The sequence below is a fragment of the Curtobacterium sp. 9128 genome (genome assembly GCF_007673775.1).
GTDB lineage: Bacteria > Actinomycetota > Actinomycetes > Actinomycetales > Microbacteriaceae > Curtobacterium.
This window is the reverse complement of record NZ_VEAF01000005.1, coordinates 316,141-330,877: the sequence shown is the minus strand read 5'-3', so window position 1 is coordinate 330,877 and position 14,737 is coordinate 316,141. Positions and strand designations below refer to the sequence as shown.

15 protein-coding genes are annotated in these 14,737 nt (G+C 71.3%); 10 read left to right on the top strand and 5 right to left on the bottom strand.

Annotation, left to right across the window (positions count from 1 at the left end; genetic code table 11):
- The first annotated feature begins 456 nt into the window (after nt 1-456).
- The 4 genes from FS641_RS12995 to FS641_RS12980 all read left to right on the top strand — a co-directional run bounded on the left by FS641_RS12995 (nt 457) and on the right by FS641_RS12980 (nt 4,544).
- On the top strand, nt 457-1,500 hold the full coding sequence (locus tag FS641_RS12995; protein WP_144764427.1) for a glycosyltransferase family 2 protein: 1,044 nt from the start codon (nt 457-459) through the stop codon (nt 1,498-1,500).
- Between the two features lie 4 nt (nt 1,501-1,504).
- Entirely contained in the window at nt 1,505-2,326 is an 822-nt protein-coding gene (locus tag FS641_RS12990) for a CDP-alcohol phosphatidyltransferase family protein (RefSeq protein WP_144764425.1), read from the top strand.
- A gap of 59 nt (nt 2,327-2,385) precedes the next feature.
- Nucleotides 2,386-3,231, top strand: coding sequence for a glycosyltransferase family 2 protein (locus FS641_RS12985; RefSeq protein WP_395879529.1), 846 nt, complete (start codon nt 2,386-2,388; stop codon nt 3,229-3,231).
- 80 nt (nt 3,232-3,311) lie between these two features.
- Nucleotides 3,312-4,544, top strand: a complete 1,233-nt coding sequence (locus tag FS641_RS12980) for a CDP-glycerol glycerophosphotransferase family protein (RefSeq protein ID WP_144764422.1) — start codon at nt 3,312-3,314, stop codon at nt 4,542-4,544.
- 12 nt (nt 4,545-4,556) lie between these two features.
- Here the strand turns inward: FS641_RS12980 and FS641_RS12975 are convergent, their stop codons facing one another.
- The 4 genes from FS641_RS12975 to FS641_RS12960 all read right to left on the bottom strand — a co-directional run bounded on the left by FS641_RS12975 (nt 4,557) and on the right by FS641_RS12960 (nt 7,311).
- Entirely contained in the window at nt 4,557-4,859 is a 303-nt protein-coding gene (locus FS641_RS12975; protein WP_144764420.1) for a hypothetical protein, read from the bottom strand.
- A gap of 120 nt (nt 4,860-4,979) precedes the next feature.
- Complete coding sequence (locus FS641_RS12970) at nt 4,980-5,750, bottom strand: ABC transporter ATP-binding protein (RefSeq protein WP_144764418.1); 771 nt, start codon at nt 5,748-5,750, stop codon at nt 4,980-4,982.
- Complete coding sequence (locus tag FS641_RS12965; RefSeq protein WP_144764416.1) at nt 5,750-6,574, bottom strand: ABC transporter permease; 825 nt, start codon at nt 6,572-6,574, stop codon at nt 5,750-5,752. The genes FS641_RS12970 and FS641_RS12965 overlap by 1 nt, the downstream gene beginning before the upstream one ends.
- 41 nt (nt 6,575-6,615) lie before the next feature.
- Nucleotides 6,616-7,311 carry an NTP transferase domain-containing protein gene (locus tag FS641_RS12960; protein ID WP_144764414.1) on the bottom strand — a complete coding sequence of 232 codons (696 nt, stop codon included), beginning with the start codon at nt 7,309-7,311 and terminating at the stop codon, nt 6,616-6,618.
- Nucleotides 7,312-7,647: 336 nt separating this feature from the next.
- Here FS641_RS12960 and FS641_RS12955 point away from each other — a divergent pair, with 336 nt between their 5' ends.
- The 3 genes from FS641_RS12955 (at nt 7,648) to FS641_RS12945 (ending at nt 10,947) form a co-directional block, all read left to right on the top strand.
- Entirely contained in the window at nt 7,648-8,991 is a 1,344-nt protein-coding gene (locus FS641_RS12955; RefSeq protein ID WP_260855817.1) for an ABC transporter ATP-binding protein, read from the top strand.
- Nucleotides 8,967-10,541: an ABC transporter permease gene (locus tag FS641_RS12950; RefSeq protein ID WP_186317748.1), complete on the top strand. Its 1,575-nt coding sequence runs from the start codon at nt 8,967-8,969 to the stop codon at nt 10,539-10,541. The genes FS641_RS12955 and FS641_RS12950 overlap by 25 nt, the downstream gene beginning before the upstream one ends.
- 142 nt (nt 10,542-10,683) lie before the next feature.
- A complete protein-coding gene (locus tag FS641_RS12945; protein ID WP_071299074.1) occupies nt 10,684-10,947 on the top strand; it encodes a DUF3039 domain-containing protein in 264 nt (87 codons plus the stop codon).
- 6 nt (nt 10,948-10,953) lie between these two features.
- Here the strand turns inward: FS641_RS12945 and FS641_RS12940 are convergent, their stop codons facing one another.
- A complete protein-coding gene (locus tag FS641_RS12940) occupies nt 10,954-12,258 on the bottom strand; it encodes a nicotinate phosphoribosyltransferase (RefSeq protein WP_144764410.1) in 1,305 nt (434 codons plus the stop codon).
- A gap of 120 nt (nt 12,259-12,378) precedes the next feature.
- On the opposite strand from FS641_RS12940, the gene murI reads away from it, so the two are divergent.
- The 3 genes from murI (at nt 12,379) to rdgB (ending at nt 14,657) form a co-directional block, all read left to right on the top strand.
- Complete coding sequence (murI, locus tag FS641_RS12935; protein ID WP_144764408.1) at nt 12,379-13,218, top strand: glutamate racemase; 840 nt, start codon at nt 12,379-12,381, stop codon at nt 13,216-13,218.
- A 72-nt stretch (nt 13,219-13,290) separates the two neighbouring features.
- A complete protein-coding gene (gene rph, locus FS641_RS12930) occupies nt 13,291-14,022 on the top strand; it encodes a ribonuclease PH (RefSeq protein WP_144764406.1) in 732 nt (243 codons plus the stop codon).
- Nucleotides 14,019-14,657, top strand: a complete 639-nt coding sequence (rdgB, locus tag FS641_RS12925) for an RdgB/HAM1 family non-canonical purine NTP pyrophosphatase (RefSeq protein ID WP_260855816.1) — start codon at nt 14,019-14,021, stop codon at nt 14,655-14,657. Before rph ends, rdgB begins: the two co-directional genes overlap by 4 nt.
- Nucleotides 14,658-14,737 lie beyond the last annotated feature (80 nt).

Genomic DNA, 14,737 nt, shown 5'->3' with positions numbered 1-14,737 from the left:
GGGCGGAATGCCGGGGTCGTGCCCGGTACCGACTCGGCGGATGTGCCCGCTCGTGGAGCGACGCGGGCGGGTGGCCTCGGCTGCGGCGCCGCGGTCGAGCAGGCGGAATGCCGGGGTCGTGCCCGGTACCGACTCGGCGGATGTGCCCGCTCGTGGAGCGACGCGAGCGGGTGGCCTCGGGTGTTGCGGCGCCGCGATGGTCGAGCGGGCGGGATGCCGGGGTCGTTCCCGGTCCCGACCCGGCGGATGTGCCCGCTCGCGCAGCGACGCGGGGTCCACCGGTCGCGCGCCGGGGTCGAGCGGGCGAAATGCCGGGGTCGGGGGTCCGGGGGACCGTGGCATACCGCCCGCTCGGCGAGAGCGCGGGCGGTTGCGGGGCGCGGGCGCTGGCGCAGGTGCGGGGCTCGGGGCCTTGATAGGCTGCAGGTCGCTCACCGCCAGGACCCCGAGGAACGCATGCAGACAGACGGACAGCCCCTGCCGGGCGTCTCGTACGTGATGCCCGTCCTCAACGAGGTGACCGAGGTCCGCGCGGCGGTCGCGAGTCTCCTCGACCAGGACTACGAGGGGCCGTTCGAGGTCGTCCTCGCGCTCGGCCCGTCGATCGACGGCACGAACGAGCTCGTCGCGGAGATGAGTGCGGCTGATCCACGGATCCGCGCCGTCGAGAACGCGGTCGGTTCGACGCCAGCGGGACTGAACGTCGCCATCCGGGCCTCCGAGCACCCGATCGTCGTCCGCGTCGACGCGCACTCGGTGCTCCCACGCGACTACACGAGGATCGCGGTCCGCACGCTGCAGGAGTCCGGGGCCGACAACGTCGGTGGCATCATGCGCGCCGAGGGTCGCACCCCGTTCGAGAAGGCGGTCGCCCTCGCCTACGGCAGCCGTGTCGGCCTCGGCGGGACCCCGCACCACGTGGGTGGACAGGCCGGACCGGCGGAGACGGCGTACCTCGGTGTGTTCCGGCGCGACCGGTTGTTCGCGGTCGGGCTCTTCGACGAGGGCATCAAGCGCGGCCAGGACTGGGAGCTGAACCGGCGACTGCGCACCACGGGCGGGACGGTCTGGTTCACGCCGGAACTCGTCGTGACATACCGACCGCGGCCGAGCTTGAAGCGCCTCGTCCGGCAGTTCGTCGCCACCGGACTGTGGCGCGGTGAGCTCGCACGGCGCTTCCCCTCGGGCAACGGCATCCGCTACTTCGTCCCACCCGCCATGGTCGCCGGCCTCGGCCTCGGCATCGTCGCGGGGATCGTCGGCATCGTCGGAGCCGCCCTGCACAGCGGCGCGGCATGGGCCCTGCTCGGGTTCGTCGTCCCCGCCGTCTACCTGCTCTTCGTCGTCGTCGGTGCCCTCGCGGTGTCACGACGATCCGACACGGCGACCCGGGCGTGGCTGCTCGTCGTGCTGCCGTGCATCCACATCGGCTGGGGGGTCGGGTTCATCGTCGGGTTCCTGACTCGGACCTCCGAGCTGACCACCCACACCGGACGGTGACCGCATGACCGACCACCAGCCCGCCGAGCGCGGCTACGAGCACCCGACGTCGATCGCCGAGCTCCGCGCCGTCGCCCAGCCCGACGAGGTCCGCTCGCGCGCGAACGCCGAGCACTGGACCGCGTCGCTGTACCTCCGCGACGTGTCGCCGTACCTGACCTGGGTCCTGCTGAAGACCCGGATCAGCGCCAACCAGGTGACCGGTCTGATGATCCTCGTCGGTTGGTCGGTCGCGGCCGCGCTGCTCATCCCGGGGATCTGGGGCGCGGCGCTCGCCCTCGTGCTCGGCCAGCTCCAGATGCTCGTCGACTGCTGCGACGGCGAGGTCGCACGCTGGCGGGGGACGCGCTCGCCGGCCGGGGTCTTCCTCGACAAGGTCGGCCACTACACGACCGAGGGGTTCATCCCGATCGCGCTCGGCGTCCGTGCGGCCACGTGGCCGATCCACGGGGCGGACTGGATGTGGACGACGATCGGCTGCGCGCTCGGTCTGGTCATCGTGCTCAACAAGGCGCTCAACGACATGGTGCACGTTGCCCGTGCGAACTCCGGCCTGGAGAAGCTCGTCGACCGTCGCGACGCGTCCACCGCTCCGTCCGGTCGTCGGCTGGCGTCGCTGCGCAGGGTCGCGCGGTTCCTGCCGTTCCACCGCCTGTACCACTCGGTCGAACTGTCGATGCTCGCATTCGTCTTCGCGCTGATCGGTCTGGTCATCGGACACCCGCTCGCCGACCGGATCCTCGTCGGCGCCCTGCTCCCGCTCGCGGTCGTCGCCACCTTCGGCCACTTCGTCGCCATCATCTCGTCGAAGCGGGTGCGCGCGTGACCCCGGGTACCTCCCGCCGGCACGGCGTCCCACGGCGGTCCCGGCCACGGATCGCCGTCGTGAGCCTGACCCAGGGCACGCGTCCCGAGGCGCTGCGGCACGGGCTCGAGAGCGTCCTCGCCCAGCAGGGCGTCGACCTGGACGTCGTCTGCGTGGGGAACGGCTGGGAACCGTCCGGCCTGCCGGAGGGCGTCCGTGCGCTTGCGCTGCCGGAGAACGTCGGGATCCCGGCGGGCCGCAACGCCGGCGCCGAGGTGGTCGACGGGGACTACGTGTTCTTCCTCGACGATGACGCGTCCGTGCCGTCCGAGACCTTCCTGTCGGAGGCCGTGGGGCTGTTCGAGCGTGATCCGTCGCTCGGCCTCGTCCAGCCCCGCGTCGTCGACCCGACGGGGGCCGCCAACCCCACGCGATGGGTCCCGCGGATCCGCAAGGGCGACGCGGCCGAGTCCTCCCCGGTCTTCTCCGTGTGGGAGGGTGCCGTGGTGCTGCCGATGGACGTCTACCGCGTGGTCGGCGGCTGGGGTGCCCCGTACTTCTACGCGCACGAGGGCATCGAGCTCGCATGGCGGGTCTGGGACGCCGGACGACGGACCTGGTACGCCGGTGACCTCGTCGCGAACCACCCGGCGATCGACCCCGCGCGGCACGCCGAGTACTACCGCCTCAACGCCAGGAACCGGGTCTGGCTCGCCCGCCGCAACCTCCCGGCGCCGCTCCGACCGGTGTACGTCGGGTCGTGGGCAGCGATCCAGGTCGCTCGCTGGTGGCGGCACCCGGCCCGCCTGCGCACCTGGTTCGCCGGCATCCGCGAGGGATGGACGACGGACTGCGGTCCCTCCCGCACGATGGGGTGGTTGACCATCGGACGGATGACCCTGGCGGGGCGTCCTCCCGTCGTCTGACCGTTCGCCGCGGCGAGCCGAGCACCACGAACCCGACCGGACCCTGACCTGCCCAGGTCACCGAAACGAGGAGACGCCCCATGTCGATCATCAGCGACGCACGCACGGCGATCCGACTGGCCCGCCGACTCCTGACTTCGCGGCGCAACCGACGTGACCTCGCCCGCCGGCTGGCCGCACAGCCGCGCCTCGAGCCGGGGAGCGTCGAGATCGCGGTGTACTTCGCCGACGGGCCCGTCAACATGTACCAGGTGCGCCAGTGGTACGCGCCGCTCGCCGAGCTGTCCCGGACGCACCCGGTCGCGATCGTCTCGCGGAACCCGGGCACGATGCTCACGCTCCTCGACGAGGCCCCCGTCACCGCCGTGTACGCCCGCCAGGTCGTCGACCTCGAGCGCTTCGTCGACGAGCAGGCGCCGAAGATCGTGCTGTACGTCAACCAGAACGCCCGCAACTTCCAGATGATGCGGTACGGGCGCATGTGGCACGTCTTCGTCAACCACGGCGAGAGCGACAAGATGTACATGACGACGAACCAGTTCAAGGCGTACGACTTCGCGCTCATCGCCGGGGACGCCGCCCGTGACCGGCTCGCCGAAGCGCTGTGGGACTTCGACCTCGACGCCAGGACCATCGCGATCGGCCGACCGCAGGCGGACCACTTCGCCGGAGCGGCGCCGTACCCGGCGGACGACCGCACCGTCGTGCTCTACGCGCCGACGTGGGAGGGCGACCGCGCGGCGGCGGCCTACGGGTCGATCGCCAGCCACGGCACCACCATCGCGGAGCGTGTCCTGGCGTCGGCGCGGCACCGCCTGGTCTACCGGCCGCACCCCAGGAGCGGCGTCCTCGACGAGCAGTACCGCGCGGCGCACGAGCAGATCGTCGCCGCGATCGCCGCCGCGAACGCCGCGGACCCCGACGCTCACCACGTGTACGACGACGGCCCGGAACTCGGCTGGCAGCTCGCCGACGCCGACGTCGCGATCACCGACATCAGCGCCATGATCTACGACCGGCTCGCCGTCGGGAAGCCCCTCATCGTGACCCGACCGGTCGCGACCGAGGCGGACGTCGACGAGCGCGGGTACCTGGCTGCGGCGAACTGGCTCACCGCTGGGGACGCGCAGGACGTCGTCGCGCGGGTCGACGCCGCCGCACACGACGAAGCCGAACTCGCGGCGCTGCGGCACTGGGTGGAGCGGTACTTCGGGGACACGACGCCCGGTGTCGCGACCGCCCGGTTCCACGACGCGATCGACGGACTCGTCGCACGCTGGCACCGGGCGGCCGAGGAACACCGGGGCCGCTGACGCGCCGGCCGGCTACGGCGCGAGACCGGGGCCGACCAGGGACATCCGCCAGAGGTACTCGGAGTGGTCCGGTCGTCGCCAGCGGACGATGACGACGCCGGTGGCTTCGGGATCGACGCCGAAGACGGCGATCCCGATGCTGCGGCCGGGCTCGAGTCGGCGCACCGCGAGGGGTGGGCAGTAGCCGGTGCCGAGGTGGGTGAGACTCAACCCGTCGACCGGTTCGGAGGACATGTTGGTGAGGTCGTAGCGTCGGGGCGCATGGGTGCGGTCGACGGCGAACGGGACAGCGTAGGCGGTTGGTGGGGCGTGCATGGGGGAAACGGTAGGGGGAGGGGCCGACGTTGGGGCCCCTGGTTGCCCGGTGGGGCCCCTGGGCTGTGGAGCGGGACGCGGGGTGACCGGGTTGTTGGGGAGAGGGGCTCCGCCGCCGGCTCAGATGCCGTAGTCGGCGGAGTACCGCGCGAGGGCCTCGTCGATGGGGCCGTCGAACTGCAGCTGCCCCTTGTCGAGGTAGAGGCCGCGCTGGCAGAAGCGCCGGAGGTCCTTGTCGCTGTGGGAGACGAAGAACAGGGTCCGACCGCCGGCGAGGAGCTCCTCGATCCGCCGGTAGCACTTCTCGCGGAACGCCTTGTCGCCCACCGCGAGGACCTCGTCGACGAGGATCACCGGCTCGTCGAGTCGGGAGATGACGGCGAAGGCGATCCGGACCTTCATCCCGCTCGAGAGGTGCTTGTACGGGGTGTCCACGAAGTCGCCGATCTCGGCGAAGTCGATGATCTCGTCGAAGTCGGCACGGATCTCCGCGCGGGACATCCCGTGCAGCCCCGCGGTGAGGAACACGTTGTCGCGCACGGTGAGGTCACCGACGAAGCCGCCGGTGATCTCGATGAGCGGCGCGACACCCGCGCCGACCTGCACGCGCCCCTCGTCCGGCAGCATGACCTGCGCGACCAGCTTGAGCAGCGTGGACTTGCCCTGGCCGTTCCGCCCGACGACACCGATGGCCTCGCCGGGAGCGACGTCGAACGAGACGTGGCGTAGCGCCCAGAACTCGTCGCCGCGACCGCGACGCTGCTTGCCGGCGAAGAGGTCCTTGAAGCTGCGGCTCGCGCGCCGGTTGCGCTTGAACCGGATGCCGGCGTCGTGCACCCCGATGACGGGGGTGTCGGTACGGGCCCGGTCGGTGGGCTGGGTCGCGGTCATCACAGCTCCTTGAGGACGCGGTGCTCGCTGCGTCGGAACACCGTGAGGCCGACGACGAGGACGATCGCGGTGATCACCACGGACACCAGGACGTCGAACCAGTCGAGCTGCTTGGGGAAGAACGCCGAGCGGTAGAGGCCGAAGATCCCGGTGAGCGGGTTGAGCGCCGCGATGTCGTGCAGCGACTCCGGCAGCGCGTTCGTCGCGTAGATGATCGGTGACGCGTAGAACGCGAAGCGCAGGACGAGCTTGACGGCGCGTTCGAGATCGCGGAAGAAGACCACGAGCGGCGCCACGATGAGCCCGAGGCCGTAGACCAGGGCACACTGCAGCACGATCGCGAGGGGGTAGAACACCACCTGCCAGTGCACGTGCGCACCGGTCGCGATGACGAAGACGGCGAGCACGGGGATGCTCAGCAGGAACTCGATGCCCTTCGAGGCGTCGATCCGGGCGACCCAGATGCTCCGCGGGATCGTCGTCGAGCGGATGAGCTTCGACTCCTTGATGAACGCCCTGGTCGAGTCGGAGACCGCTCCGGTGAACCACATCCACGGCAGGAGCGCGGTGAGCAGGAAGACGATGTACGGCTTCTCACCCACCGAGCCGCGATGGAAGACCTGCGTGAAGACGAACCAGTAGATCGCCGACATCACCAGCGGGTCGAGGATCGACCAGACGTACCCGAGCGCCGAGGTCGAGTACCGGACGCGCAGGTCGCGCTTCGTCAGCAGCCAGAGCGCCTGGCGGTAGCGCCGACCGGCACTCCGTGTCGCTGCCGGAGCAGCGGCGACGGTCGCGGTCGGCGCGCTCGCTGACGTCATGGGGTCCTTCCGGCCGGGTCTGCCGAGAGGGTACCGGCGGCTCAGGCGAACAGGTTGTTCGCGCGCTCGAGGTCTTCGGCGAAGTCGATCTCGACCGCGTAGAGGTCGGAGATGTCGATGGGCGTCCAGCGTAGCCCGTCCTCGCCGATGGCAGCCTCGATGCCGCCCTCGAAGTACTCCTGGTCGTCGACCCGGCCGAGGTGGTGGATGAGCGTCTGCTTGTCGGCCGCGGACACGTAGTTGATGCCGACGGCTTCGCCGAGCCCTCCGACGACCTTCTTCGACAGCTTGTCGATGAAGCCCTCGGCGTCGACGGTGTACTTGACCTCTTCGTCGGACACCTTCTCGGTGTTGACGCTGACGAACGAGCGGTCCTGGTCCATCATGTCCGCGGCCCGCACGAGCGCGCGGGGATCGAAGACGACGTCGCCGTTCATCCAGAGCACGCCGCCCTTGCCCGTCGCCTTGAGGGCGCGAAGCAGGCTCTTGGAGGTGTTCGTGGAGTCGTACGACTCGTTGTAGACGAAGGACGCCTCGGGGAAGGCCTCGACGATGTACTCCGACTTGTAGCCGACGACGACCGTGATCTTCGCGCTCGAGCCGAACGCGGCGCGGATGTTCTCGAACTGCTGCTGCATGATGGTGCGGCCGTCGCTGAGTTCGGTGAGCGGCTTCGGCAGGCTGCGCCCGAGGCGGCTGCCCATCCCCGCTGCGAGGATGACGATCTGCGTGGTCATGGTGGTCCCTTCCGGTGTCCGCCCGCGCGCCCTGGGGCACGGGCGGGCCTCGTCGAGTCTGCTCGCAGTGCATCCGAATCAGCCGAGAGCCGTCACGGGCGCGTTTCGCGTCGTCACGACCCGTCGAGCGCCGGGTCCGAGCAGGTTTCCAACTGGTGAACACTCCGTCGTGCCCTGGTGAATGATACGGATCGTCCCCCCGGTGGGGTACATCCTGGACGCCTTCGTAGCCGTTTCGTGACACTCACCGGGTGGACCGTGCGACGACGGGATCGATTCGGACACGGTGCGCGGCTGCGGTCCCCGATGTCGTGAGCACGTTGGTACGGTTGGCGGGTGGCGGCAGCAGCAGGGGACCAGGACGACGTGTACGCGACGTCCGACGCTGACTGGTTGACCGAGACGACCGCGCTCGACGACGAGGCAGACTGGGCCTCGGACGACGCGGACCAGCACGACGACACGGCGGGCGAGGACGACTCGCTCGCGGACGACGCGGGGGACAGTGATGCGGACGACCGCCCTGACCGGGATGGTGTGAGCGAGGACACGACGACCACGGACGCCGGTGCACCGGGCACCGCCGTGGTCGACGAACACGACGCGGGGAACGGCGTCCTGCCGGCAGCTGCACCGTCGACCACGACCTCGAAGAGCGGCACCGGGACCGCCGGTGTGAAGAAGCCCCGGGCGAAGCGTCCGAAGCGAGCGACACGCCCGCAGGGCGCCGCCGCAGTGGAACCACAGGACCGGACCGACACGCGCGCGCCAGCGACGGACCCGGCGCCGACCACGACACGGGCGGCGGCCGACACGACCACGGAGGCCGTGCCTCCCGTCCGGTCGGAGGCCAAGGTGACCAGCAAGAAGCGCACCCCGGCGGCGAAGCGCGGTACCGGCGCCGCGCCGGCGCAGCAGCAGCCCGTCGTCCTGCGCGCGAGCGGGCTGGTGAAGCGCTACGGCCAGACCCTCGCCGCCGACGAGGTCGACCTCGAGATCCGACAGGGGTCCCTCTTCGGCGTCGTCGGACCGAACGGCGCCGGCAAGACCACCACGCTCTCGATGCTGACCGGTCTGCTGCGTCCGGACGCCGGAACGGCCACCGTGCTCGACCACGACGTCTGGGCCGACCCGGCCGCGGCGAAGCGCAGCATGGGCGTCCTCCCGGACCGCCTCCGCCTGTTCGACCGGCTCACCGGCGCGCAGCTGCTCTTCTACTCGGCGACGCTCCGCGGACTCGACGGCAAGACCGCCCGGTCGCGGAGCGCAGACCTGGCAGAGGCGTTCGGGCTCGGGGACGCGCTCGGCCGACCGGTCGCCGACTACTCCGTCGGCATGGCGAAGAAGATCGCCCTCGCCGCGACCCTCATCCACTCCCCGCGCGTGCTGGTGCTCGACGAACCGTTCGAATCCGTCGACCCGGTGAGCGCCACCACCATCACCGAGATCCTCCGGCGGTACACGCAGGGCGGCGGCACCGTCGTGCTGTCGAGCCACTCGATGGAACTCGTGCAGCGGACCTGCGACTCGGTCGCGATCATCGTCGGCGGCAAGGTGCTGGCATCCGGCACCATGGCGCAGGTCCGAGGACGCCGGAGCCTCGAGGACAAGTTCGTCGAACTCGCGGGTGGCCGCGTCGTCGCGGAGAGCATGGAATGGTTGCACAGCTTCTCCGGCTGAGGGCCGACCTGCTCGCGGGGGAGGTCCGCGGGGGAGCGCGACGATCCGTGCTCGTCGTCGTCGGGAGCCTCGCCGGTCTCGTCGCCGCGGTGCTCGTCGCGATCGCGTTCGCCGCGCTGCGGTCCGCCGACGTCGACACCGCCCGGGCCGTCATCGTGCCGGTCGGGACGCTCGTCACGGTCGGGTTCACGATCATCCCGCTCGCCCTCGGCGGTGCGGACCAGTTCGACCCGCGGCGCTTCGCGGTGTTCGGTGTGTCCCGGAAGGACCTCGCCGTCGGGCTCGGCGTCGCCGGGCTCGTGGGCGTCCCGGTCGTCGCCGTGGCGGTCGTCGCCGTGTCCCAGTCCGTCGCATGGATGCGCGGCGCAGGCTCCGGAGTCCTCGGGGTCGTCACGGCGCTCGTCGTCATCGCCACGTGCGGGCTGCTCGTGCGCGTCGGGAGCACGGTCGGCGCCTGGGTGTTCGGGTCGCACCGTCCGACGCGGGACGCCGGATGGGTCGTCACCCTGGTGGTCGCGGTGCTCCTCGTCCCGACCGTGTCCCTGCTCGCGGGCGCGTCCTGGCTCGACCCGGAGAGCGCCGAACTGCAGCGCATCGCCGACGTCGCCGGGTGGACCCCGTGGGGTGCCGCGTGGGCGGTACCGGCCGACGTCGCGGCCGGGCACGTCGGGGCCGGGCTGCTGAAGCTGCTCGAGGCCCTCGTGGTGCTCGGCCTCCTGTCGCTGGCGTGGTGGGGTCTGGTCGGCCGCATGCTCGTCACCGTGGACGACCGCACCTCCGTTCGCCGCTACCGCACGCTCGGGTGGTTCGACCGCCTCGGCGCAACGCCGCTCGGGGCCGTCGCGGCTCGCGCGCTGACCTACTGGGGTCGGGACCCGCGGTACCGGACCTCGTACCTGATCCTGGTGTTCGTCCCGATCGTCGTCGTCCCGCTCGGCGTGGCTGGCGTGCCGTGGCACTGGACGGCACTCGTCCCGCTGCCGCTGATGGCCGTCATCGCCGGGTTCCTCCCGCACAACGACGTCTCGTACGACAACACGGCGGTGTGGTTGCACGTCGCGTCGGGGGCGCCCGGGTGGAGTGACCGCCTCGGGCGTCTGACCCCGGTCATCGCGGTCGGGACTCCCGCGATCGTTGCCGGAGCCGCGCTGTCGGCGTGGCTGTTCGGCGACTGGTCGGTGTTCCCGGTCCTGGTCGGGGTGTGCGTGAGTGCGCTCTTCGCGGGGCTCGGCATCTCGAGTGTCGTGTCGGTCCTGCTCCCGTACCCGACGGTGCGGCCCGGTGACGGGACGTTCCAGCAGCCGCAGGCCGCCGGGGTCGTCTCCACGGTGTCGCAGTCCACGACGATCATCGGCATCGTGGTGTTCTCGATCCCGGCTGCATGGCTCGCCGTGCTCGCGCTGACGGACGGACCCCACCCGTGGTCCGTGCTGACGCTGGTGGTCGGGGCGGCGGTGGGCGTCGTCGTCCTCGGGCTCGGGGTGCTCGTGGGAGGTCGGCTCTTCGACCGACACGGGCCGGACCTGCTCGCGGCGGCGCAGCGCAACTAGCGGCGCGACGCGGCGCGGCTCGGGAACGCAGCAACGCAGCAACGCCGCTGCGCCGCAGCGCCGCAGCGCAGCGCTCAACCCCTGACGGACCCCGTGTACGCGCCCCGTGCACGACCCCGCCACGACGACGTACCCTTGACCCATGAGCATGACGGAACCGGGCGGCGGCGGACTCGACGTGATGGACCGCGAGCTCGAGAAGCTCCTCGAAGAAGAGGCGATCGAGCCGGGCGACCACGAGCGGTTCTCGCACTACGTCAAGAAGGACAAGATCCTGCAGTCCGCCCTGAGCGGCAAGCCGGTGAAGGCCCTGTGCGGCAAGAAGTGGATCCCCGGCCGCGACCCGGAGAAGTTCCCGGTCTGCCCGGACTGCAAGGCCATCTACGAGAAGATGAAGGCCGAGTAGCAGCCCTCAGACGATGAGCGTGGGGATCGCCGGATCCCCGCGCCCGATGCGCTCCGCGTCCACCGGCAGCTCGGCCTTCGCGCCTCGGTGGTGCGCCCGTGCGGCCTCGACCCCGCGCGCCCCGAGGAACGCCGGGTCAACCTCGCCGTGCGTGACGACGGGCACCAGGAGCGATCGCTCGTCGCCGCCCACGGATCCCTGGGTGTGCACGACCTCGGCCGTCGCGATGCCGTTCCGGAGTCGACGACCGGCTTCCTTCCGGCCACCGACCGAGACCTTGTCCGCGGACTTCTTCGCGACGGGGACCCACTCGTCGCCGTCGGTCCGGTGCGCGACGAGCTTGAACACCATGCTCGCCGCCGGGTGCCCCGAGCCGGACACGACAGAGGTCCCCACGCCGTAGGAGTCGACCGGTGCGGCTCGGAGCGCGGCGATCGTGTACTCGTCGAGGTCGTTCGTCACGGTGATCTTCGTGTTCGTAGCCCCGAGACGGTCGAGCTGCGCGCGGACGCTCGCGACGACGGACGGCAGGTCGCCGCTGTCGATGCGGACCGCGCCGAGTCGGCCGTTCGTCAGGCGCACCGCGGTGTCGACGGCGGCTTCGATGTCGTAGGTGTCGACGAGCAGCGTGGTCCCGTCGCCGAGCGCGTCGAGCTGGGAGCGGAAGGCCGCTTCCTCCGAGTCGTGCAGCAACGTGAACGCGTGCGCCGCCGTGCCCATGGTGGGGATGCCCCAGGTCCGTCCGGCCTCGAGGTTGCTCGTGGCACCGAACCCGGCGATGTACGCCGCACGGGCGGCGGCGACCGCGTTCCACTCGCCGGTGCGCCGTGAGCCCATCTCGGCCAGCGGGCGCTGGTCCGCCGCGGACACCATGCGCGCCGCCGCGGACGCGATCGCCGAGTCGGCGTTGAACGTCGACAGGGCGAGGGTCTCGAGGACGACCGCCTCGGCGAACGTGCCCTCGATCTGGAGGACGGGGGAGTTCGGGAAGAAGACCTCGCCCTCGCGGTACGCCCGGACGTCACCGGTGAACCGGTAGTCGGCGAGCCAGGACGCGGTGTCGCCGTCGATGACGCCCCGGTCGCGCAGGAACCCGATCTCGGCCTCGCCGAAGCGGAACTCGGTCAGGGCGGTCAGGAACCGGCCGAGTCCGGCCGCGACGCCGTATCGGCGTCCGTCCGGCAGCCGTCGGGTGAAGACCTCGAAGACGCAGCGACGGTCGGCGGTGCCGTCCTTCAGGGCCGCGTCGACCATGGTGAGTTCGTACTGGTCGGTCAGGAGCGCGCTGGTCACCTCCTCGACACTAGTCACCCTGTCGTCTGTGGGCCCACGCCGCCGGTTCCGGCGTGACGCGCCAGCGGCGGGCCGGCCGTGCCGGTGGGGAGGCTCGGATTGCGTCGGGACGTCGGCTCGCCTCGGTACGCTGGTGGCGTGACGGATGCACCGATCGGAGTCTTCGACAGCGGCGTCGGCGGACTGACGGTCGCTCGCGCGATCATCGACCAGCTGCCGCGGGAGAGCATCCGCTACGTCGGTGACACCGTGCACTCGCCGTACGGTCCGAAGCCCATCGCCGACGTCCGGCGGTACGCGCTCGAGGTGATGGACGACCTCGTCGACCAGGGCGTGAAGGCGCTGGTGATCGCGTGCAACACGGCGTCCTCGGCGGTGCTCCGGGACGCCCGCGAGCGCTACGAGCAGGCGTACGGCATCCCCGTCGTCGAAGTCATCCAACCGGCCGCACGAGCCGCGGTGAAGCAGACCAGGACCGGACGCATCGGTGTGATCGGCACCGTCGGGACCATCGCCTCGCGCTCCTACGAGGACGCATTCGCGGTCGCCTCGGACGTCACGCTGACCCTCGCCGCCTGCCCGCGGTTCGTCGAGTTCGTCGAGGCCGGGGACACCTCGTCGCCGGAGCTCCGCGAGGTCGCGGCCGGGTACCTCGGGCCGATCCGCGACGCCGACGTCGACACGCTCGTGCTCGGCTGCACGCACTACCCGCTGATGTCGGCCGCGATCCAGTACGTGATGGGACCGGACGTGACGCTGGTGTCGAGCGCAGAGGAGACCGCGAACGACGTCTACCGGCGGCTCGTCGAGCACGGGCTCGAACGCACGAGCACCGCGCCGCCGACCTACGCGTTCGAGGCCACCGGCGAGGACCGGAACGGCTTCATCCGCCTGGCGCGCCGCTTCCTCGGACCCGAGGTCTCGAGCGTCGGCCACCTGCAGACGGGCGCCATCCCGTTGCCCCGCAGCGCGTCCTGAACCGGACCACCCGACCACCTGACCATCCCCGCCGACCCGCACCGAGCCTCCAGGCCGGACCGAGAGGACACCATGACCACCCGCATCGACGGCCGCGCCGCGACCGACCACCGACCCGTCACCATCGAACGGGGCTGGAGCAGCCAGGCCGAGGGCAGCGCGCTCATCTCGTTCGGCAACACGAAGGTGCTCTGCACCGCGTCCTTCACCAACGGCGTGCCCCGCTGGATGGCCGGCAAGGGGTCCGGCTGGGTCACCGCCGAGTACTCGATGCTGCCGCGGTCCACCAACGAGCGCATGCAGCGCGAGTCGATCAAGGGCAAGGTCGGCGGCCGGACCCACGAGATCTCCCGGCTCATCGGCCGGTCGCTGCGCGCGGTCGTGGACATGAAGGGCCTCGGGGAGAACACCCTCGTGCTCGACTGCGACGTGCTCCAGGCCGACGGCGGCACGCGCACCGCGTCGATCACCGGCGCGTACGTCGCGATGGCGGACGCGATCGAGTGGGGCCGCGACAAGGGCTTCATCGCCAAGAAGGCGACGCCGCTCACCGACAGCGTGCAGGCGATCTCGGTCGGCATCGTCGGCGGCGAGCCGATGCTCGACCTGGCCTACACCGAGGACTCGAACGCGGACACCGACATGAACATCGTCACGACCGGCTCGGGCAAGTTCATCGAGGTGCAGGGCACCGCCGAGCACGCGCCGTTCGACCGCGACGAGCTGGACGTGCTGCTCGACCTCGGCCTGGCGGGGAACGCCTCGCTCGCGGCGATCCAGCGGTCCGCGCTGGGGCTTGCGTGACGAAGCGCACCGAGGCGGCCGGTCCTGGTCAGGTGGTCTCGGAACCGGAGCGCACCGTCGTCCTGGCGACGCACAACCAGGGCAAGGTCGTCGAGCTCCGTGAGATCCTCGGCGAGGCCCTCGGCGGCGTCGAGCTCGTCGGGTACGACGGACCCGAACCGGTCGAGGACGGCGACACCTACGCGGCGAACGCGCTCATCAAGGCCCGTGCCGCCGTCGCGCACACGGGGTTGCCCGCGCTCGCAGACGACTCCGGCATCGCGGTGGACGCCCTCGGCGGTGCCCCCGGGATCCACTCCGCGCGCTACGCCGGCACCCGGGTCGACGCGGACAACATCGACCTGCTGCTGCGGAACCTCGAGGGCGTGGTCGAGCGGAGCGCGGCGTTCGTCTGCGCCGCGGCGTTCGTGACGCCCGACGGCACGGAGCACGTGGTCGAGGCGGTGTGGAACGGCGAGGTGCTGACGTCGCGTCGAGGCACCGGTGGGCACGGCTACGACCCGGTGTTCCAGCCGGACGATGCGGACCGCTCCTCCGCCGAACTGACGCGTGCCGAGAAGAACGCGCTCAGCCACCGGTCGAAGGCGTTCCGCGGGATCGCGCCCGTCGTGCGGGAGTGGTTCGCCGCGCGGTAGTGGTGGGGCTTCGGGGTCCGGAACCGCGGAACGGACCCTCCGGAACCGCGGAACGGACCCTCCCGAACCGCGGAACGGAC